Below are 17,903 nucleotides of genomic sequence, written 5' to 3'. Positions count from 1 at the left end.
CGGTGGAACTCAGGGCCACCAGCCCCCGGTGAGCCGGACGTCCTCGCGGGCGAGGGCGGTGTGCCAGGCCGGGTCACGCAGCAGCCGGGCCTCCCAGGCACGCACGACGCCGTCAGGCCCGGCGACCGCGTCCTCGCGGGACGGGTGCAGGAACAGTTCGCTCGTCCCTTCGGGGAGGTCGGCGAGCCGGCGCAGGTAGTCGTCCCGGAGTCGTTCGTAGGAGCCGAGCTCGTGGGCGGTCCGGCGGTTGGTCGCGATCGTCCGCGGGATGGCCACGCCCAGTTCGTCGGCGAGCGCGACGGCGCGCTCGTGCGCCGCGGCGAGCGGCGGCGGCAGCGGACCGCCGGCGTACGGCTCCGGGTCGCGGGGCAGCCTGAAGGCGAAACCGTGGCGGGCGCACCAGTGGAGCGTCTCGGCGAGCCACGACCGGCCGTGCAGCCCGTACAGGGTGCCGGCGTGGGAGTCGGCGGCCACCGGCGCGAGGTCCCGCGCGCGCATCCAGCGCAGCTGGGCGTCCGCCTCCCGGATGACGTCCGCGGCCTCGCCGCGCGCTCCCAGGACGAAGGGGTCGTCGCTGAGGGTGCCGTCGGGGTCGGTGAGGCCGGTCGGGCCGCCGAGCGGCCGCCAGCGCGGCACGTCGCGCTCGCTGGTGAGCGTCACGTGCAGGCGCGGCAGCACGCCGAGCTCCTTGACCCGCTCGGCCGCCCGCCCGGCGGCCGGTGAGACGCAGATCAGCGTCGTCGCGGTGACGTGTCCCTCGGCCAGCAGGCCGAGGACGACCTCGGTGGTGCCGGGCTCCCTGCCGAGGTCGTCGGCCGTGATCACGAGACGGCGGCTCACCGGAGGTCCTTCCACGGCCGCCCGGCCGTGATCAGGGGGCTGCGGGTCACCTGGTGTCCTCCGACGGGTCGGCGGCCTCGGGCGGCGTCTCGTGCGGGACCGTGATGAGCCGCGCCGCGACCGCGCCGATGGTCACCAGGACGAACGGGTAGACGCACAGGTACACCCGGAACGCGAATCCGGGGTCGGCGCCGGGGTCGGCACCGGAGTTGTAGCCGAAGAACACGCCCAGCGAGGTGAGCGCCAGCCCGGTCACGACCCCGTTGAGCCGGCCGAAGAAGCCGAACGCCGACAGGAAGAGCCCTTCGCGGTGCTCGCGGTTGCGCGCCGCGTCGGCGTCCAGCACCCGCGCGACGATGAGGTCGTTCGTCGCGAGCATTCCCGACCACCCGGCGCCGACGAGGACGCCCGCGGCGATCGCGGTGACGAGGTCGGTGGCGAGGAACAGCGCCGCGAAGCTGACCGCGAGGACCGCGAAGGCGAGCCGCCAGGTCCACAGGGCGCCGCGGCGCGCGACGACCCTCGTCCACGCCACCAGGCCGCCCGCCGCGACCAATATGACGACGCCCTGCAGGTAGAGGGCCTTGCCGACGTCGAGTCCGAGCGAGTAGCGGACGTACAGCTGCAGGCCCGTGAGGACGAGCGCCATGGCGATCCCGTAGCAGGCGCCGGTGAGCCCGACCGTCCAGAACAGTGGGGTGCGCACGATGGACCAGACGCTGCGCAGCAGCGGCGGCCGCTCGCGGGTGGCGTAGCGCGGGTTCTCGCGCGCCCCGAGAGCCATGAACACGATCACCACGACCGCGATCGCGCCGTACACGATCGCCGTGGTCTGGAAGCCCTGGGTGGAGTCCGCCGTGCCGAACACCTCCGTCGTGAGCAGCGGCGTGACCGCGAGCGAGATCACCAGCGCCACCAACTGGAAGCCCTGCCGCAGGGCGTTGGCCACGGCGCGGTCGCGCTCGCGCGGGTAGAGCTCGGGCAGCAGCGCGCCGTAGTTGGCGTTGAGCATGGAGTCGAAGGCCTCGCAGAGGATCGCGAACACCGCGAACCACAGCACGAGACCGAGGCCGTCCAGCGAGGCCGGCGCGGAGAAGAAGGCGATCATGCAGGCCGCGAGCATCGGCGCGCCGACGATCAGCCACGGCCTGCGCCGCCCGAACCGGCTCCTGGTGCGGTCGGACAGGTGGCCGAGCACCGGGTTGTCGATCGCGTCGATGACCGCGTAGACCACCATCACCACGCCGTAGGCGCGCACGTCGAGCCCGAGGATGTCGACGTAGTAGAGGATCATCGATCCCTTGATCATGTTGATCGGGATGGACGTGCCGAGCATGCCGATGGCGTAGCGCCACGCGGGGGTCCGCGCGGGGGCGGGGGTCGTGCCGGGCCGGTCGCTGTTCGCCTGTGCGGGATCTGCCATGGCTCTCGGGCCTCCTCGCCGCCAGCCTGACCCGCCGCGCGGTGCCGTGCACCGGAAGATGCAGACAAGTTACGTCTGATCCACAAATGCGGGGATAGCCCCTCTCGCCACATAAGGGACATTTCCTACCGGATAACCTTGTTATGCTGACCCCCTACAGAGGTCCGTTCCGCCACTGGAGGGAAGACGGTGTCCCTGCCCGATTTCCTGATCGCAGGTGTGCCCAAAGCCGGGACCACGGCCCTGCACACCGCGTTGCGGCAGCATCCCGGCCTGTTCCTGTCACGGATCAAGGAACCGAAGTTCTTCCTCACCGACGGCCCGCCTCCGGACAGGGGCGGGCCGGGCGACGTGGAGACCTACCGGGAGCACGTCTGGCGGCGCGCCGACTACGAGGCGCTGTTCGCCGACGCTCCGCCGGGCACGCCGGCCGGCGAGTCCACCCCCTTCTACCTCTACGACACCGCCGCCCAGCGGCGCATCCACGCCGCCGTCCCCGGCGTGAAGCTGATCATCAGCCTGCGCGACCCGGTCGAGCGGGCGCACTCCAACTGGACGCACCTGTGGTCGGCCGGGCTGGAGCCCATCGGCGACCTGGTACGGGCGTGCGAGGCCGAGCCGCACCGCGTCCGCGAGGGGTGGGCGCACTTCTGGCACTACATCGGGCTCGGCCGTTACGGCGAGCAGCTGGAGCACCTGTTCAGTCTGTTCCCCCGCGACCAGGTGCTGATCTTCCGTTACCGGGACCTCGTGGACCGGCCCGCCGAGACGCTCGACCGCATCTGCGCCTTCCTCGGCGTGCGTCAGGGGCTGCTCACCGAGCTGCCCCGGGAGAACGTCACCGCCCATCCGGACCCCGGCCTGCGGCACCGGGTGCTGTCCCTGATGCGCAGGCGCCTGTCCACGGCTCTTGGCGCGCCGCTCGAAGGACTGCTCCAGCACCGCGGCGCCTCCCGCCGCCCGCTGTCGTGGGAGCAGCGGCAGCGGCTCCTGCCGTACTTCGCCGACGACATCCGCCTGCTCGAGCGGGTCACCGGCGCGGACTTCGGCGACTGGCTGCTGCCCAGGCAGCGGGCCGGGGGCCTGGTCGGCACCCGGCCGCCCGGGCAGCGGCAGTCGCGCAACGGGCGGCGCCGCTGATCACCGCAGCTCGGTGAGCAGCTCGTGAGCGCCGTCGGGACGGGTGAACTCGTAGTAGAGCCGGACGGCGCCGCCGGGCAGGTCCACGAACTCCAGGTAGCGCAGTCCTGCCCTGCCGTACGGCGAGGCCGCCGCGGGGGTGTCGCCGAGGGCGGTCAGCGCGGCGGGATCGGCGCCGACGGCGACGCCGGTGCGCTCCTCGTAGTTCTCCGCCGCGCTCGCCCGGCCGTCGTAGTAGGCCAGCACCCGGCCGCCCCGCCACCGCACCGCGCTCACGCGGACGCCCCGCTCGTCCCAGAGGCCCGGCCGGCCGCTCAGCGCGGTGCCGTGCCAGGTCCACTCCAGGCCGTCGGCGCTGGTGGCGTAGTCGGTCACCATCCGGTCGGCCTCCTCCGGGTTCACCAGCGGATGGCAGGAGGCCCACAGGTGCCAGAGGCCGCCGCGCCGTACGATCACGGTGTCCTTCACCCCGGTCTTGGGGTCGCCCGGCAGGACGGTGACCCGCGAGCGGGCGTCGAACGCGGCCGGGTCGGCGGCTTCCAGCGCCTCCACCCGCCAGTGTTTGGTGCCCTCGGTGGCGCAGCTCAGGTAGAGCCGCCAGCGGCCGTCCGGCAGGCGCACGAGCGAGGGCCGCTCCAGCGACTCGGCGTCCATCTCCTCGCGGGTGACGGTCGTCAGCGTCTCGAACCGCTCGCCGTCCGAGGAGCGGGCGACCACCACCGCGTACCCGCGGCCCCGGCCGATCGGGCGGCGCAGCCGGTAGGCGAGATAGATCAGCCCGTCCGCGGCGACCGCGCTCGGCGCTCCGGCCCAGTGTCCGTCCCCGGCGGCCGGCGGTCCGACCGCGACCACGGCCCGGTCCGGGTCGGGCAGCACCACATGCTCGTCGATCCACATGTGCGCGACACTAGGCGACGGCGCGCGGCGGGACGCGCACCTTGCCCGGTTCCCGGCCAGCCCCATAGAAGTGCGTCATACCCGGCCTCTCTGACGGGAGCGTCCTCCCCGCACTATTGCCTATATTTCCGGTCTGGTCAACCGGGATTTCCCCGTACGACGTCATCGCCGCTCTATCCGGGGTTGAGATCGCTTCGACCGGCCCGGCGCATGGTGAAGAGGTGTGTCCCGGCGTTCGCGCAGCCAAAGGACGGCCGAGATGGATCGACCCGACCCTCCCGTGACCGAGCCCGGCGGGCTCCGCCCGCGCGGGATCCCGTGACCGATGGACGCCAGGCGGCTCGGTCGCGCCGGCCCGATCTCCTCGGCCATCGGCCTGGGCGGGACGGCACTCGCCGGCGGCCCCGACGCCAGGACGGGCGCACGGGTCATCGGTCACGCCCTCGATCTCGGCATCACCCTGCTCGACACCACGAGCCGGTCCCGGCAGGAGCAGGTGCAGCAACTGGCCGGGCGGGCGATCGCGGGCCGCCGCCAGGAGGTGGTGCTGGCGGCGCGGGCGCGCGCGTGCGGCCGGGGGCTGGCGCGTTCCTGCGACGCGGCCCTGCGCCGGCTGGCCGTCGACCACCTGGACCTGCTCTACCTGGACTGCCCCGCCTGGCCGGGGCCCGTCGAGGACGGAGTGGGCGAGCTGGCCCGGCTCGTCACGGCGGGCAAGGTCCGCCACCTCGGGCTGGCCGAGCCGCGGGCCGGTCAGATCGGCCGGGCCGCCGCGGAACCCGCGATCGCCGCCATCGCCTGCGAGTACTCTCTGTGGGACCGCCGCGCCGAGCTGGACCGGATCCCGGCGGCCCGCGCGCACGGGCTCGGGGTGGTCGCCTGCCGGCCGCTCGGCCTCGGAGTCGGGTCCGGCCCTGGCGTCGACCCGCGGGCCGCCGTGCGGGCGGTGCGGACCGCCGAGGAGGTCGCCGCGCAGCTCCACCTCAGCCTGGCCCGGCTGGCCCTGGTGTGGCTGCTGGCGCAGGGCGGCGACATCGTTCCCGTGCCGAGCACGCGCAACCGGGTGCACCTGGAGATGAACGCCAGCACGGCGGACGTCCAGGTCGACCCCGTGCCGCTCGCCCGCCTGAACACCCTCTTCCCGCCGCACTAGGAGCAGGTCATGGCTGGTGCGGGATGGACGGGGGTTTGATGAGGGAGGCGGCCACGGCCTTGTTCACCGCGTCGACCCGGGAGACCGCGCCGAGCTTCAGGAAGATGTTGCGCAGGTGCCGCTTCACGGTGGACTCGGTGAGGTTCATCCGGCTCGCGACCTGGCCGTTGCTCAGCGCCTCGGCCACCAGTTCGAGCACCTGCAGCTCCCGCGCGGACAGCGGGTTGGCCGCGTTCGGCTGCACCTGGACCAGGCTCTCCCTGGAGATGACGAGCATGACCCGGTCGTGGTCCGTCCTGGCGGTGCGGACCGCCGCGAGCAGCTCCGCCCGCCGCACGGTCTTGAGCAGGTAGCCGCGGATGTTCTGCGCCAGCAGGCTCTGTACGAGGTAGGGACCGTCGTAGATGCTCAGGATGATCACTTCGGAGCGGGGCGAGGCCGCCTGGATGCGGCTCACCGTCGTGGTCGCCTCGTCGCCGGGGATCTCCACGTCGAGCAGCACGACGTGCGGTCGCAGCGACGCGGCCTGCTCGACGGCGCTCTCGCTGTCGCCGGCCTCGCCGACCACCGCGATGTCGTCGTCGCTCTCCAGCAGCTCCTTCAGTCCCTCGCGGAACAGGGAGTGGTCGTCCACGATGAGGACGGTGGTGCGGTCATCCATCACGATCACCCCCACGCCGTTCCGACAGCGGTACCACGAGTTCCACGCGGGTGCCGCGGTCGGCCACCGGCGTCAGGGTCACCCGGCCGCCGATCAGCTCGGCCCGTTCCCGCATGGACGTCAGCCCCAGGCCGGGTGACCGGAGCGCCCGGTCCAGGTCGAAGCCGCGGCCGTCGTCGTCCACGGTCGCTTGCAGCCTGCCGGGCGTGATGTCGACGGTGATGAGCACCATGCCCGGCGCGCCGTGCGTGACCGCGTTGCGCACCGCCTCCCTGACGATGAGGAACGTCTCGCCCAGGACCTTCCCTGACGCCCACGCCTCGTCGCCGTCCACCCGTAACCGCATGATCACGTCATCGGACGCCACGGTCTCCACGAGCCTGGCCAGTTCCTTCTCCAGGTGGCGCACCTGGTCGTCGGTGTGCAGGCCGGTCACGATGGAGCGGGTCCCGACCATGGCGTCCTGGATGGCCTCGTGCGCCAGCACCACCCGGTTCATGGCGTGGGCGGGGTCGGTGCGGCACGCCTCGGCGAGCTCCAGCTGATGGTGGGCGACCCCGAGCCCCGAGCCGACCCGGTCGTGCAGGTCGCGGGCGATCCTGCGGCGCTCGTCGGCGTACGCGGCGTCGAGGTCGTGCAGAAGCCGGGAGGAGTAGGCGAGCGCCGTCTCGTGGACGCGGGTCAGGACGCTCTCCGTCAGGGAGCGCATGACGAGCCCCAGGGCTTCCCCGCCGTCCTCGCGCTCGGCGAGATACTCACTGGCGGCGTTCAGCGTGACGTCCGCCAGGCAGGTCGCGGCCCGCAGCGAGACCCGGGGGTGCAGCCGCCCCGCCGCCCCGGACGTACCGGGACCGGCCCTGCCGTCGTCGCAGGCGCTGGGGCGGCCCAGCCGCAGGCTTCGCGCGACGTCGGCGATGGTGCGGCCGGCGTGCGTGAGCGCCTGCCGCCGCAGCTCGGGATCGCCGGTCAGCGGGGGGTGCGCGTCTTCCAGCCGGGCGAGGTACGCGCGCAGGAGCGCGGGCCGCTCGGCGTCGAGAAAGCCGGCCAGCGCCTCCCGTGAGGAACGGCATCGATCGCGGGGGGCCACCGGAGGTCTCTTCCCCTGACCGGAGCGCCCGAACCCGGCCCCGCGCACTCCGGCCTATCAGAGCTGGTGAGAGGAGGGAAAAACCCGCACCCGGCGGCCGGCCCCGGGACAGGACTACATCCGGGTGTTACTCCTCCCGGTCCGGTCCCGGGATATTTCGGCTGAGCGGGGTGCTGCTTGCGGAGGTTTCCTGTTGTGGGCGGCCCGCCGCGAGGGTGACGCTGCGAAGGGATCGGAGAACGCGCGAGCCTCGTGAACGCACACAGCCGACCACAAGGAAGATCACCCATGGCGACATTCCAACTCCTCGGCCCGGTGGAGATCGTCGTAGACGGTCACCCGCACACGCTCGGCCAGCACAAGCTGCGCCAGGTGCTGGCCATGCTGGCGCTGCGGGCCAACCAGATCGTGGACACCGACCTGCTGATCCGGGAGCTGTGGGACGAGGATCCGCCCAAGAACGCGCGGACCATCCTGCACACCTACGTCTACCAGGTGCGCAAGCATCTAGAACGCGACGGGCTGTGCCCGCACGGCGAGGAGCTGGTCGAGACCAGGACCGCCGGCTACCTGCTGCGCGCCGGCGAGGACGACCTGGACGTCTTCCGGTTCGACCGGCTCATCCGGCAGGGGCGGCAGGCGCTCGACGAGGGGGACATGGCGCTTGCGGCCGAGTCGTTACGCCAGGCGCTGGACATGTGGTCCGGGCGGGCGCTGGCCGACGTGCTGCCGGGGCCGGTGCTGCGCGGGCACGTGGTCGCGCTGGACGAGCAGCGGGTCTGCGCCCAGGAGATGTGCATCGAGGCTGGCCTGGAGCTGGGCCGCCACCGCGACCTCCTGCCGGAGCTGCGCCTGCTGGTCGAGACGCACCCGTACAACGAGGGGTTCCACGGCCAGCTGATCTGCGCCCTGGGCCGCTGCAACCGGCGCAACGAGGCGCTCGACGCCTACCGGCACCTGCGTGACCTCCTCGACGAGGACCTGGGCCTGGCGCCCTCCCCGGAGATCCAGGAGCTCCACCGCGAGCTGCTGTCCGCCGGCATGCCGAAGGACCTGGCGTCGTGAACCTGCTCCGGGTGAACCTGCTCCGGTGAGCGCGGACGACCCCCTGCGGGGGGCCGCCGTCGTTCAGGAGGTCTCCAGCCGTACGGCCCGCGCGGCGCCGCTCTCCAGGGCGAGCCGGGCGGCCCAGCCGGGCGGCAGCTCGTCGGCCGGGACGAGGTGATCGAGCACGTCGGGGAAGGCGACGACGTGCGCCTCACGGACCGGGACGCGGGTGAGAGCGGCCACGTCGGCCGGTGCGAGCCCGCCCGCGCCGGCGATCTCCACCGGTCCCGCCGGGATGAGCGCCCCGCCGGGCAGGGACCGGGCGGCGGCCTGGAGGCTGGCCAGGTGGAGGCCGGTGGGCACCTGGGCGACCGCGTCGGCCAGGTCGCGGAACTCCTCGCCGACGCCCAGCGCGGCCACCACGCCCCGCTGCATCACGGGCAGGTAGGTGGCCTGGTAGTAGCCGCCGACGCAGCTCAGCCCGCGCGCGAAGGCGAGGGTGGCGAAGCAGGTGAACAGCGAGGGCAGCAGGAGCCCGGCCCGCAGCGCCGGGGCCAGCCCTTCCGGGCTGAACTTCCACTCCAGCCGCCGGCCGCGCTCGTCGACACCGGTGAGCAGCTCGCCGTGGAGGGCGAGCGGCACCCGGCGGCCCTCGGCGCCGAGCCCCCAGAAGAAGACCGTGCCGCGCGAGCGGCTCCGCTCCCAGCAGGCCCGCTCCCCGTCCAGCCCGTCGAGCAGCGCCTCACGCACCTGGGGTACGAAGAACAGCTGGTGGATCAGGCTGCCGGGGTCGTTCAGGTCCGATTCGAGCAGGGCGGCGCAGATCGGCTCGATCGCCACCTGCACCAGCCGGGCGGGCGGCTCGCCCTGGAACAGGCCCCGCCACAGCGCGGTGTTGACGCGGGTGGCCTGGAGGCCGTGCGAGGGCAGCGCCAGCGTCTCCGGCGCGCCGTACACCCGGTGCAGCACGTCGTCGGCGCTGCGCGCGCAGAACGCGGAGACCTCCCCGGCCCGCCGCATGCGGGCGAGCCGGGCACGGGCCCGCTCGATCATCCCGGCGTCGAACGGCCGCGCGGTCAGGACCGTCCGGTGCTTGTCGCGGTTCGGCTGGATGGGCAGCCGCTGCGGCAGCGCGTCCAGTTCGCCGTGCCGGGGGTCGTAGAGCCGCAGTCCCATGGGGTAGGTCAGGTTGTTCAGGCTGACCGTGCCGAAGCCGAGCACGACGACGGTGCGCGGCGCGCCGGGCCGCAGCGCGAACAGCAGCGTGCCCTGGACGGAGTCGGCGAAGGTGTCCACCCCGAAGTGGTTGGACGTGGGCACGATCGGCTGCGCGCGCAGGTCGGCGGCCACCTCGGCGGCCACCTCGGGGCCGTACGAGCGCGCCGCGAGGTCCGCGACGGCCGCGCACAGGTCGTCCCGGTCCTGCCACGGGCGGGACCGGCCGGGCCGGAGCCCGGCCAGCAGGTCGGCCAGCGGCGCGTCGGCCAGGCGGCGGAGCGTGTCGCGGACCAGCGGCGAGTGCCGCGCCGCCAGGTCCAGGAGGTGGGCGGCCAGCGTCATGGCGTCAGCTCCACGGATAGAGGACGATCTTCCCGCACTCGTAGCGGGACTGCCGTTCGAACGCCTCGCCGATCCGGTCCAGGGGGTAGCGGTGGGTGATGAACCGCTCGATCTGGTCCGGGACCCGGCTGATCATGCGCAGCAGCGGGCCGGCGTCGGCCAGGTTGATGTCGAGGCTGCCCATCAGCGTGGCCCCCTTCTGCACCAGGTCGTCGTCCACGCGCACGGTCAGCTCGCCGGGTTCGGCCAGGAAGCCGACCGTGCCCAGGCGATTGATCGCGTCGACGCACAGCCGCTGGTACTCCGGCCGGCCGGAGCAGTCGATCGCGACGTCCACGCCGCCGCCGGTGAGCGCCCTGATCTGCTCGCGCACGTCACCGTCGCGGGGGTCCAGGACCGCGGCGCAGCCCAGGTCGCGGGCGAGCCCGGCCCGGTACGGGGTGCGGGCCACGCCGATCACGGTCGCGCCGCGGTACCGGGCGTTGATCACACCGCCCAGGCCGACCGCGCCGAGCCCGGTGATGAGCACGGTGTCGGAGGAGTCCACGCCGATGCGCCGCATCACGCCGAAGGTCGGGCCGAGGCCGCAGCAGGCCATGGCGGCGTGGTCCAGCGGCATCCCGTCCGGCACCGGCACGCACAGCCGGGCGGGCTTGATCGCGTACTGGGCGAAGCCGCACTCGCCCGACTCGCTCTTGCACACCTCCAGCGGGTCCTCGGTGGTGGCGCAGTGGGAGTAGTAGCCGCGCCGGCACAGCTCGCAGGTGCCGCACGGGTAGCCGCACAGCGCCACGACCCGGTCGCCGGGGCTGAGCAGGGCGCCCTCGGGCGCGTCGGCCACGACGCCGGCCATCTCGTGGCCCAGCGAGTCGGGCCGGTTGCGCTCCAGGTAGACGCCGTCCCGGTAGGCGACGTACTCGTTGCACATGGGGGCGACCTCGACCTTGAGCAGGACGTAGTCGCGGCGGATGGCGGGGTCCGGCTTCTCGGCGATGGCGCAGGCGCGAGGGCCGGTGATCTGGGCGACCTTCATCGGACCGGCGCCAGGTACCGGTCGTCGCCGCCGCGCCGGCGCACGTCCACGGTCACGCAGTGGAACGAGCCGCCGAAGGTGTAGACGTGGCGGAAGTCCACCGGGATGCAGCGGAAGCCCCAGTCGGTGAGCAGCTCGATCATCGGCTCCTCCTGCCGTTCGACGACGACGGTCCGCTCGTCCACGGAGAGCATGTTCATGCTCACCCACGGGCTGCAGAAGTACATCGGCCAGTCCGGCGGCAGCGCCGGCTGCGGCGCCTTGCGGATCTCCCAGCCGTCGAACAGCTCGTTGGGCACGTAGCGTTCCCGGTTGACCAGCAGCTTGCCGGGCGCCAGCGGCAGCAGCGTGGCGTCGATGTGCATGGCGTGCGGGTCGTTCACCTCGATGGTGTGGACGCGGAACGCGCCGCCCAGCGCCCGCTGCAGCCACCGGATGCCGGACGCGTTGGTGACGTGGCTCCGCTGCGCCACGAGGTCGCGGCCGAAGCGCATGAAGTCGGCCGCGTCGAAGACCGGCTCGAACTCGGTGATCGCCCACTCGTCGTGGTCGCCGGTGGCGAACAGCTCCTCGGTGAGCTGCGGGCGGGGGGCCTGCAGCCACCGGGCGTCCCGGTCGAAGTACGACTTGAGCAGCGGCCGGAACGCGTCGCCGTCGAACTGGCGGCAGCGCCACGACATCGGGGACTCCACGATGGTGTCGCCGACGACGATGAGGTGGTCGCGCGGCATGGCCGCGTAGCACCCGCCGGAGCTGGTCCAGTGCGGCGTGCCGAACGAGGCGCGGTGGTCGGCGGGTTCCGGCCTGACCACGGTGACGCCGGCGTCCTCCAGGGCGCGGGCGAGCCCGTCGAGCTCCTCGTCCGCGGCGTCCACCAGGTCCTGCGGGAACGGCTGCCCGCCGCGTTCCTGGAAGAGCCGCCAGGAGCCGGGCGGCATCGTGGCGCGCATGGACTCCTGCCAGGTCGGGAAGACGCCGCCGGCCAGCCGCCCGACGATCACCTCTTCCAGCGGGTCCCATTCGGTGTAGGAGCTCACCGCCCTGGCCGGTGAGCGGCCGTTTCGGCGGGTCGTGGCAAGCGAGGACACGGTCATGGCTCGTACGCCCTTTCTGTCGTGGATCACGACCTCATCCATCGTCGGCGGCGGCGCTATAACGTCGATCCAGCGGCGCTGAGAGACCTCAGCTCGCCAGCCCGCCGGCCGTCTCGCCGCCGTCGATGACGAAGGTCTGGCCGGTCACGAACTCCGCCTCGTCGCCGGCCAGATAGGCGGCGAGCGCGGCGATCTCCCCCGGCCGGCCGAGCCGGCCGAGCGGGATCCTGCTCGCGCACTCCGCCAGCCGGGCGGGCGAGTACTCCGCCTCCTGCATGGGGGTGAGCACGTAACCGGGGCAGATGGCGTTGACCCGGATCTCCGGCGCCAGCTCCAGCGCCAGCGTCTTGGTCAGCTCGATCACCCCCGCCTTGCTGACGTTGTACGCGCTGTAGTCCGGCATGCCGACCATGCCGCTGACGGAGGCGATGTTGACCATGGACCCGCCGGCGCCGCGCATCCGCCGGGCGGCCCGCTGGGCGACCAGGAACACCCCGGTCAGGTTGACCCGCAGGATGCGTTCCCAGTCGTCGAGCGGCAGGTCGGTGAAGGCGCACGGGCTGCTCACGCCGGCGTTGTTGACGGCCACGTCCAGCCCGCCCCAGCGGCGGTCGAGCTCCTCGAACGCCGCGTCCACCGCCTCGGGGTCGCCCACGTCGGTCACGAGCCTCAGCTCGGCGCCGGGCACCAGGTCGTCGAGCCGGGCCAGGGCCGCCTCGTCGCGGTCCAGGACGGCCACCCTGGCGCCGTCGCCGGCGAAGCGGCGGGCGATGGCGGCGCCGATGCCGGAGGCGCCGCCGGTGACGATCACTCTGCGTTCAGCCGGTCTGTTCATCGATGCTCCGCCAGGTCTCGGGGTCGAGCGCGCCCGCCGTGCGCGGGTCCTCGCGCAGTTCGCGGCAGACGTCCGCGTTGTGCCGCCGTACCTGGTCGGCGGCGCCCTCCAGCACGCTGTCCGCGGAGAGGTCGGCCAGCCACACCGGGCGCAGCGTGGCCCCGTACAGGGCCTTGGCCGCCGACGACTTCAGGCCCGCGTGCACCCACCGCAGCCCCAGCTCGGCCGCCAGGTCGAGCTGGCTGACGAGCACGACGTTGCCGTACTCGTCCGCGTCGGCCAGGCGGTCGTAGTCGAAGCCGGCCCAGCGCAGGAAGATCGTGTCAGTGCCCACGTAGTAGAGGCAGAACCCGACGGGGTCGCCGCCGTCGCGGCAGCAGATCGCCACCCGGGCGGCCTCGCCCATGTTCCGCACGTGGCCGCGCAGCGCCCCGCGTTCCTCCTCGGGCTCGCTGTCGACCCCGTACTTGGCCAGGGTCCTGGAGGCCGGGACGGCCAGCAGGTCGACGCACTCGGCCAGCGGCACGTGCTTGATCGTGTAGCCGGCCTCCTCGAAGGCGCGGCGGCCGGCGCGCACGCGGTAGCGCTTGCGCTTGGACAGGTAGCCGGGCCAGTCGTCGACGGCGATCCACGCGTCGGCGTCCATCACCACGGCCGGGGCGGTGACCCCGGCGCGGCGGACGGACTCCAGCTCGGACGGGGGCAGGTACATCGCCACGCAGGGCCGGCCGGCCGCGCGCCCGCGCAGCTCCTCGACGAGCGCGGGCACCCCCTCGGGCGCGCCGAGGAAGTGCGTCTGGTAGCCCTCGCGGGGCCCGACCAGCAGGCCCTCGGGCGGGGGCGCCGGCAGGCCGCGCGCCGAGAGCTGCTCGGTCCACCGGTACAGCGGCAGCATCGGCGGTCCGGTCAGCTCCGTGTACGGCACCGCGGCGCCGTCGCGGACCACGGCGTCGCTCCGGCCGCCGTACTCGGCGGCGCAGAAGCGCAGCCAGGCGCTGGTGGAGTAGAAGTGCGGGCCGGCCAGCCCGTCCCAGGCTTCAGGGGTCAGTCCGCCGAGCACAGCGTCTCCTTCCTGCCGAAGATCTCGTCTCCGACCGACCGGATGCGGGTGGCCGCGAAGGCCACGCCTCCGGCCAGCAGGGCGGCCACGGCGATGGCCATGGCGGTGCGGACGCCGAGCCGCTCCCCCAGCAGCCCGGCCAGCAGCCCGCCCACCGGGATCGTCCCGTAGACGAAGAACCGGTAGGTCGCGGTCACCCGGCCGAGCAGCTCCGGCGGCACGATCGCGCCGCGCAGGCTCAGGCTGTGCACGTTGAACAGGGCCATGGACAGGCCGTACACGAACAGTCCCGCGGCCAGGACCGCGCCGGCGGCGAGCGGGGACCCGGCGGCCGCGGGCACCAGGCCCAGGGCGGCGGAGCCCAGGATCATCGTGCACACCATGCTCCGGCCGATGCCGAGGACCCGGCCGGCCCGGTCGGCGAGGAACGAGCCGGCCAGCGCGCCGACGCTGCCGATGGCCAGGATGACGCCGAGCAGGCCGGTGGAAAGGCGCAGTTCGCGCACGCCGTACAGCAGATACAGCGTGAGGATGACCTGCTCGAACAGGTTGAACCAGGCCGAGCCGACGGTGAGGGGGCGCAGCAGCGGGTCGCGCAGCGTCGTGGCCAGGCCCTCCTTGATCTCCGCCCAGGTGGAGGGCCGGTCGGCGGGCCGTTCCGGGGGCGGTTCGCGGTGCCGGATGGCCGCCACGCTGATCGCGGCGGCCACGTAGGTGAGGGCGTTGACCACGATCGAGACCGGCGCGGTCAGCCACTGCACCAGCAGGCCGCCGGCGCCGGGGCCGCCGATGGACGCGATCGAGTACGTCGCCTCCAGCCGGGAGTTGGCCTGGACGAGCTGGTCCTTGGAGACCAGGGACGGGAGGTAGACGACGTAGGCCACGTCGAAGACGGCGGTGAGCAGGCCGGTCAGGAAGGCGACCGCGTACAGCACGGGCATGGACAGCAGGCCGGCCAGGTGGAGCACGGGCACCGCGCCGAGCAGCACGGCCCGGCCCACGTTCGCGGTGATCAGCGCGGGCCGCTTGCGGTTGCCGTCCAGCCACACCCCGGCGAACAGGGTGATCAGCAGCACCGGCGCGAACTGCATCGCGGTCAGGACGCCCAGCTCGCCCGCGCTGGCGTCCAGGGTGAGGATGCCGGTGAGCGGCAGCGCCAGCACGGTGATCTGGGCCCCGAACTGCGACACCGTCTCGCCGCCCCACAGCTTCATGAAGTCGCCGTGGCGCCAGAGGCCGGCCATCACGCCCCCTGGGCCGCGCCGAGCCTCTGGTGCAGGGCCGCCAGCTTGGGGCGGTACGCGGGCACGTCGGACGGGTCCGCCGCGTACCACAGCGACCACAGCTCCACGCCGGTGAAGCCGTAGCGCCGTTTGAACGCGTCGTTGCCCTTGCCGAGCTCCAGCCGGTCCCACCCGCGTTCCAGCCCGATCCGGAGCAGTTCGTAGAGCGTGAACAGGTAGGGGCTGACCTCTTGGACCACGGTGTGGTCCATGCCGCCGGCCCACAGGTAGAAGCGGCGGTCGTGCTCCATCCCGACGAAGGCGGCGACGGTGCGGCCGTCCCACTCGGCGCGCACCAGCCGCCCGCCGGGCATGCCGGCCACCGCCAGGAACCCGGCCCGGTCGTACAGGACGGGCCAGTCGTGCCGCTCGGCCGAGCCGTTGGCCAGCTCGACGACCTCGTCGACGCGCTCGGGCGCGGGGTCGGTCTCCATGACCAGCCGCAGCCCCTTCTCGGCGGACCGGCGCCACCGCCTGCGGAACTCGGTGCGTTTGTGCACGTCGCGCAGGTCGGGCTCGGGGCCGGTGCCGATGACGCGGTGGTAGGCGTGGTCGAGCCGGATCATGCCGTCCGGCTGGGCGACGGTGGCCCACTCCAGCGCCGCCTCCAGCGGCAGGTTGAGCACGAGCAGCCCGCAGGTGCCGGGCAGCAGGCCGGAGGCGTGGTCCATCAGCCGGTCCACGTCCTCCGGCCGCCCGGCCAGGTAGGCGGGGCCGTAGCCGGCGTACAGCGAGCTGACGGTCAGTATGGGCCGGTCCCAGATCCGGCCGAGGTCGGTGTCGAGCTCGTAGCCGTGCCAGAAGGGTGAGTACTCCAGGCGCTGGAGCAGGGGGTGGCCGGTGGGTTCTCGCCGCTCGACGGTGTTGCCGTCCCAGGCCGCCAGCCAGGCGTCGGTGTCGAACACCGTACGCGAGCGATGGGTGATGTATGGCATGGTCATGGGTTCCTCCACGGTACGGCGGCGCCGTATTCGGCAAACCGTTCACCGTGAAAAGCGGCGCTCACCATGGTGCCCAACTCGTAATGCCAGAATTCCCACGAGTACGGCGCGAAACCTGCGCCGAGCATCGTCCAATAAAGCATTCTGCGCAGCCGCCTGTATTCGGACCTGGAGTCGTTCTCGTAATGCGTGAGCCAGGACCGTTCGTTGAACTCGTCGAACTCGGCGCCGAGATCCAGCTCGCGGCCCGACGGGTCGCACAGGGTGACGTCCACCGCGCCCCCGGTCGCGTGCGGCGGCGGCGAGGCCGTGAACTCCTCCCGGTCGGCGGGCGGCAGCGCCAGGTACATCTCGACCGTGGCGTCGTCGCCGGGGTCGGGCAGCGTCCGGCGGAACCTCTCGACGATCTCTGCCTGGGTCTCCAGGGTGCGCAGCCCGTCCCAGACGAGCAGGTCGACGCCGTCGGGCAGGGCGGCCGAGGCGCTCCGCAGCGCCGCGAGCACGCGGCGGCGCAGGAAGATCCGGCTGCCGGCGGCGGCGATGCCGCGCCGGTGGTAGGCGGGGCCGGCGTGCACGCCCGGCACCCCCGCCACCTCCTCCAGCGGTTCGCCGCACTCGCGCACCCCGATGCCCGGCGGGGGCGACACGGTCGGCTCGATGACGATGGGCGCGTCCGTTCTCGTGATCACAGTGAGCTCCCGAACCAGGCTTTGGCGAATCCTTCGGACAGATCGGGTGGCAGCTCGACGACCTCGGCGGGTGACAGCCCTTCCACGGGAGCCGTGTAGCCCCACGCGTACGCCCCGGTGTTGGGCATGACGACCAGGTCTCCTTCGGTCATCGGGGGCAGCGCCGCGTCTCTGGCGATCACGTCGAAGGAGTCCATGACCGGGCCGAGCACGGCCGCGGGCGCCGGGTCGCCGGAGCGCCGCGTGGCGATCTCCAGGCCGGCCTCCGGTTCGATGAAGGTGGTCTCGAACAGGCCGGCGTACGCGCTGGCGTCCAGGTGGACCAGACGCCGCCCGGCCACGACGCGGTCGGCCACGACGCGGCTCAGCAGGGCCATGGCCGGCTGGCAGAGGTACCGGCCGGGTTCGCAGATCACGTCCACGCCGGTGGGCAGGGCCGCGGCGATCCGCTGGAAGAAGTCCGGGTGGTCGTGGTGGAACCGGTCGCGGGAGCCGGGGAACCCGCCGCCGATGTTGATCGCCGGCACGGTGACGCCGGCCTGGGCCAGCCGGTCGCGCAGGCCCATCAGCAGGTCGACGCCGCCCAGGTAGGGCAGCCCTCGCTCCATCCCCTCGCCGGCGGTGCCAACGAAGAACGACAGCGCCTCGATCTCCATGCCGCGCTCCGCGGCCCGTTCCGCCAGGCCGGCGAGCACGTCGGGGGTGTTGCCGAAGCGCACCAGGGACCGGGTGGACTCCCCGGCGTCCGGGGGTCGCAGCCGCAGCGTGATCCTGGCCGTCTCCGGCAGCATCTCCAGGCCCCTGGCGTCGTCCACGACGAACCGGGTCACCCCGGCGGCGAGCACCCGTTCGAGGGTCCGCGGCGTGAGGACCGGGTTGAGGTAGGCGATGCGCCCCGGCGAGACGCCCAGGTCGAGCAGGGTGGCCAGGTGGCCGGGGTTGGTGACGTTGAACTCCTCCACCAGCGGCTCCAGCGCGCGCAGCACCAGCGGGTGGGCGTTGGCCTTGGTGGCGTAGGAGATACGGGCGCCGAGCCGGGTCCGCAGTTCGGCCACCCCGGCGCGCAGCGTCGCGGGGGCGAACAGGAACGCCGGCGTGCCGACGCCCTCCTGCTCCGCCCAGCCGGCCACCTCGCCGGCGAGCTCTCGGGAAAGCATGAC

At 73.2% G+C, this 17,903-nt stretch carries 17 protein-coding genes; 3 read left to right on the top strand and 14 right to left on the bottom strand.

The features are described from left to right. Positions 1–9 precede the first annotated feature (9 nt). Both ACQEUU_RS14570 and ACQEUU_RS14565 read right to left on the bottom strand, forming a co-directional pair. Entirely contained in the window at positions 10–840 is an 831-nt protein-coding gene (locus tag ACQEUU_RS14570; RefSeq protein WP_433065630.1) for a carbohydrate deacetylase, read from the bottom strand. Positions 841–886: 46 nt separating this feature from the next. Continuing rightward, positions 887–2,263: an MFS transporter gene (locus ACQEUU_RS14565; RefSeq protein WP_433065628.1), complete on the bottom strand. Its 1,377-nt coding sequence runs from the start codon at positions 2,261–2,263 to the stop codon at positions 887–889. 189 nt (positions 2,264–2,452) lie between these two features. Here ACQEUU_RS14565 and ACQEUU_RS14560 point away from each other — a divergent pair, with 189 nt between their 5' ends. Beyond that, complete coding sequence (locus ACQEUU_RS14560) at positions 2,453–3,403, top strand: sulfotransferase family protein (protein WP_433065625.1); 951 nt, start codon at positions 2,453–2,455, stop codon at positions 3,401–3,403. Here the strand turns inward: ACQEUU_RS14560 and ACQEUU_RS14555 are convergent, their stop codons facing one another. Next, positions 3,404–4,300 (bottom strand): hypothetical protein, encoded by an 897-nt coding sequence (locus ACQEUU_RS14555; RefSeq protein ID WP_433065622.1) that lies wholly within the window; start codon positions 4,298–4,300, stop codon positions 3,404–3,406. 325 nt (positions 4,301–4,625) lie between these two features. Between ACQEUU_RS14555 and ACQEUU_RS14550 the strand changes: the two genes are divergently transcribed. Then, complete coding sequence (locus ACQEUU_RS14550) at positions 4,626–5,453, top strand: aldo/keto reductase (RefSeq protein ID WP_433065619.1); 828 nt, start codon at positions 4,626–4,628, stop codon at positions 5,451–5,453. 7 nt (positions 5,454–5,460) lie between these two features. On the opposite strand, the gene ACQEUU_RS14545 is transcribed toward ACQEUU_RS14550, so the two are convergent. Continuing rightward, positions 5,461–6,114 (bottom strand): response regulator, encoded by a 654-nt coding sequence (locus tag ACQEUU_RS14545; RefSeq protein WP_433065617.1) that lies wholly within the window; start codon positions 6,112–6,114, stop codon positions 5,461–5,463. Next, on the bottom strand, positions 6,107–7,201 hold the full coding sequence (locus ACQEUU_RS14540; protein WP_433065614.1) for a sensor histidine kinase: 1,095 nt from the start codon (positions 7,199–7,201) through the stop codon (positions 6,107–6,109). Before ACQEUU_RS14540 ends, ACQEUU_RS14545 begins: the two co-directional genes overlap by 8 nt. Before the next feature lie 288 nt (positions 7,202–7,489). Here ACQEUU_RS14540 and ACQEUU_RS14535 point away from each other — a divergent pair, with 288 nt between their 5' ends. Further along, positions 7,490–8,266, top strand: a complete 777-nt coding sequence (locus ACQEUU_RS14535; protein WP_433065611.1) for an AfsR/SARP family transcriptional regulator — start codon at positions 7,490–7,492, stop codon at positions 8,264–8,266. A gap of 63 nt (positions 8,267–8,329) precedes the next feature. On the opposite strand, the gene ACQEUU_RS14530 is transcribed toward ACQEUU_RS14535, so the two are convergent. The 9 genes from ACQEUU_RS14530 to ACQEUU_RS14490 are packed head-to-tail and all read right to left on the bottom strand — an operon-like array spanning position 8,330 to position 17,900. Then, complete coding sequence (locus ACQEUU_RS14530) at positions 8,330–9,808, bottom strand: hypothetical protein (RefSeq protein ID WP_433065608.1); 1,479 nt, start codon at positions 9,806–9,808, stop codon at positions 8,330–8,332. 4 nt (positions 9,809–9,812) lie between these two features. After that, positions 9,813–10,841 carry a zinc-dependent alcohol dehydrogenase gene (locus ACQEUU_RS14525; RefSeq protein ID WP_433065605.1) on the bottom strand — a complete coding sequence of 343 codons (1,029 nt, stop codon included), beginning with the start codon at positions 10,839–10,841 and terminating at the stop codon, positions 9,813–9,815. Further along, on the bottom strand, positions 10,838–11,965 hold the full coding sequence (locus tag ACQEUU_RS14520; protein WP_433065603.1) for a hypothetical protein: 1,128 nt from the start codon (positions 11,963–11,965) through the stop codon (positions 10,838–10,840). Before ACQEUU_RS14520 ends, ACQEUU_RS14525 begins: the two co-directional genes overlap by 4 nt. A 58-nt stretch (positions 11,966–12,023) precedes the next feature. Beyond that, positions 12,024–12,770 carry an SDR family NAD(P)-dependent oxidoreductase gene (locus ACQEUU_RS14515; RefSeq protein WP_433065600.1) on the bottom strand — a complete coding sequence of 249 codons (747 nt, stop codon included), beginning with the start codon at positions 12,768–12,770 and terminating at the stop codon, positions 12,024–12,026. Continuing rightward, positions 12,754–13,830 carry a GNAT family N-acetyltransferase gene (locus ACQEUU_RS14510; RefSeq protein ID WP_433065597.1) on the bottom strand — a complete coding sequence of 359 codons (1,077 nt, stop codon included), beginning with the start codon at positions 13,828–13,830 and terminating at the stop codon, positions 12,754–12,756. The genes ACQEUU_RS14515 and ACQEUU_RS14510 overlap by 17 nt, the downstream gene beginning before the upstream one ends. After that, positions 13,815–15,074: an MFS transporter gene (locus ACQEUU_RS14505; RefSeq protein WP_433065594.1), complete on the bottom strand. Its 1,260-nt coding sequence runs from the start codon at positions 15,072–15,074 to the stop codon at positions 13,815–13,817. The genes ACQEUU_RS14510 and ACQEUU_RS14505 overlap by 16 nt, the downstream gene beginning before the upstream one ends. After that, positions 15,074–16,054 carry a GNAT family N-acetyltransferase gene (locus ACQEUU_RS14500; RefSeq protein ID WP_433065591.1) on the bottom strand — a complete coding sequence of 327 codons (981 nt, stop codon included), beginning with the start codon at positions 16,052–16,054 and terminating at the stop codon, positions 15,074–15,076. Before ACQEUU_RS14500 ends, ACQEUU_RS14505 begins: the two co-directional genes overlap by 1 nt. Continuing rightward, on the bottom strand, positions 16,051–16,743 hold the full coding sequence (locus tag ACQEUU_RS14495) for a M15 family metallopeptidase (protein ID WP_433065589.1): 693 nt from the start codon (positions 16,741–16,743) through the stop codon (positions 16,051–16,053). The genes ACQEUU_RS14500 and ACQEUU_RS14495 overlap by 4 nt, the downstream gene beginning before the upstream one ends. Further along, complete coding sequence (locus ACQEUU_RS14490; RefSeq protein ID WP_433065586.1) at positions 16,740–17,900, bottom strand: hypothetical protein; 1,161 nt, start codon at positions 17,898–17,900, stop codon at positions 16,740–16,742. The genes ACQEUU_RS14495 and ACQEUU_RS14490 overlap by 4 nt, the downstream gene beginning before the upstream one ends. Positions 17,901–17,903 lie beyond the last annotated feature (3 nt).

The sequence above is a fragment of the Nonomuraea sp. CA-218870 genome (genome assembly GCF_050936535.1).
Taxonomy (GTDB): Bacteria; Actinomycetota; Actinomycetes; order Streptosporangiales; family Streptosporangiaceae; genus Nonomuraea; species Nonomuraea corallina.
The sequence above is the reverse complement of the archived record's forward strand: the minus strand, read 5'-3'. Positions and strand labels throughout refer to the sequence as shown.

Excerpts from the sequence above, each read along its gene's own strand:
- ACQEUU_RS14500 (WP_433065591.1), bottom strand. The coding sequence starts at position 16,054 with ATGACCATGCCATACATCACCCATCGCTCGCGTACGGTGTTCGACACC.
- ACQEUU_RS14555 (WP_433065622.1), bottom strand. The coding sequence starts at position 4,300 with ATGTGGATCGACGAGCATGTGGTGCTGCCCGACCCGGACCGGGCCGTG.
- ACQEUU_RS14505 (WP_433065594.1), bottom strand. The coding sequence starts at position 15,074 with ATGGCCGGCCTCTGGCGCCACGGCGACTTCATGAAGCTGTGGGGCGGC.
- ACQEUU_RS14490 (WP_433065586.1), bottom strand. The coding sequence starts at position 17,900 with ATGCTTTCCCGAGAGCTCGCCGGCGAGGTGGCCGGCTGGGCGGAGCAG.
- ACQEUU_RS14525 (WP_433065605.1), bottom strand. The coding sequence starts at position 10,841 with ATGAAGGTCGCCCAGATCACCGGCCCTCGCGCCTGCGCCATCGCCGAG.
- ACQEUU_RS14530 (WP_433065608.1), bottom strand. The coding sequence starts at position 9,808 with ATGACGCTGGCCGCCCACCTCCTGGACCTGGCGGCGCGGCACTCGCCG.
- ACQEUU_RS14515 (WP_433065600.1), bottom strand. The coding sequence starts at position 12,770 with ATGAACAGACCGGCTGAACGCAGAGTGATCGTCACCGGCGGCGCCTCC.
- ACQEUU_RS14535 (WP_433065611.1), top strand. The coding sequence starts at position 7,490 with ATGGCGACATTCCAACTCCTCGGCCCGGTGGAGATCGTCGTAGACGGT.
- ACQEUU_RS14545 (WP_433065617.1), bottom strand. The coding sequence starts at position 6,114 with ATGGATGACCGCACCACCGTCCTCATCGTGGACGACCACTCCCTGTTC.
- ACQEUU_RS14565 (WP_433065628.1), bottom strand. The coding sequence starts at position 2,263 with ATGGCAGATCCCGCACAGGCGAACAGCGACCGGCCCGGCACGACCCCC.
- ACQEUU_RS14550 (WP_433065619.1), top strand. The coding sequence starts at position 4,626 with ATGGACGCCAGGCGGCTCGGTCGCGCCGGCCCGATCTCCTCGGCCATC.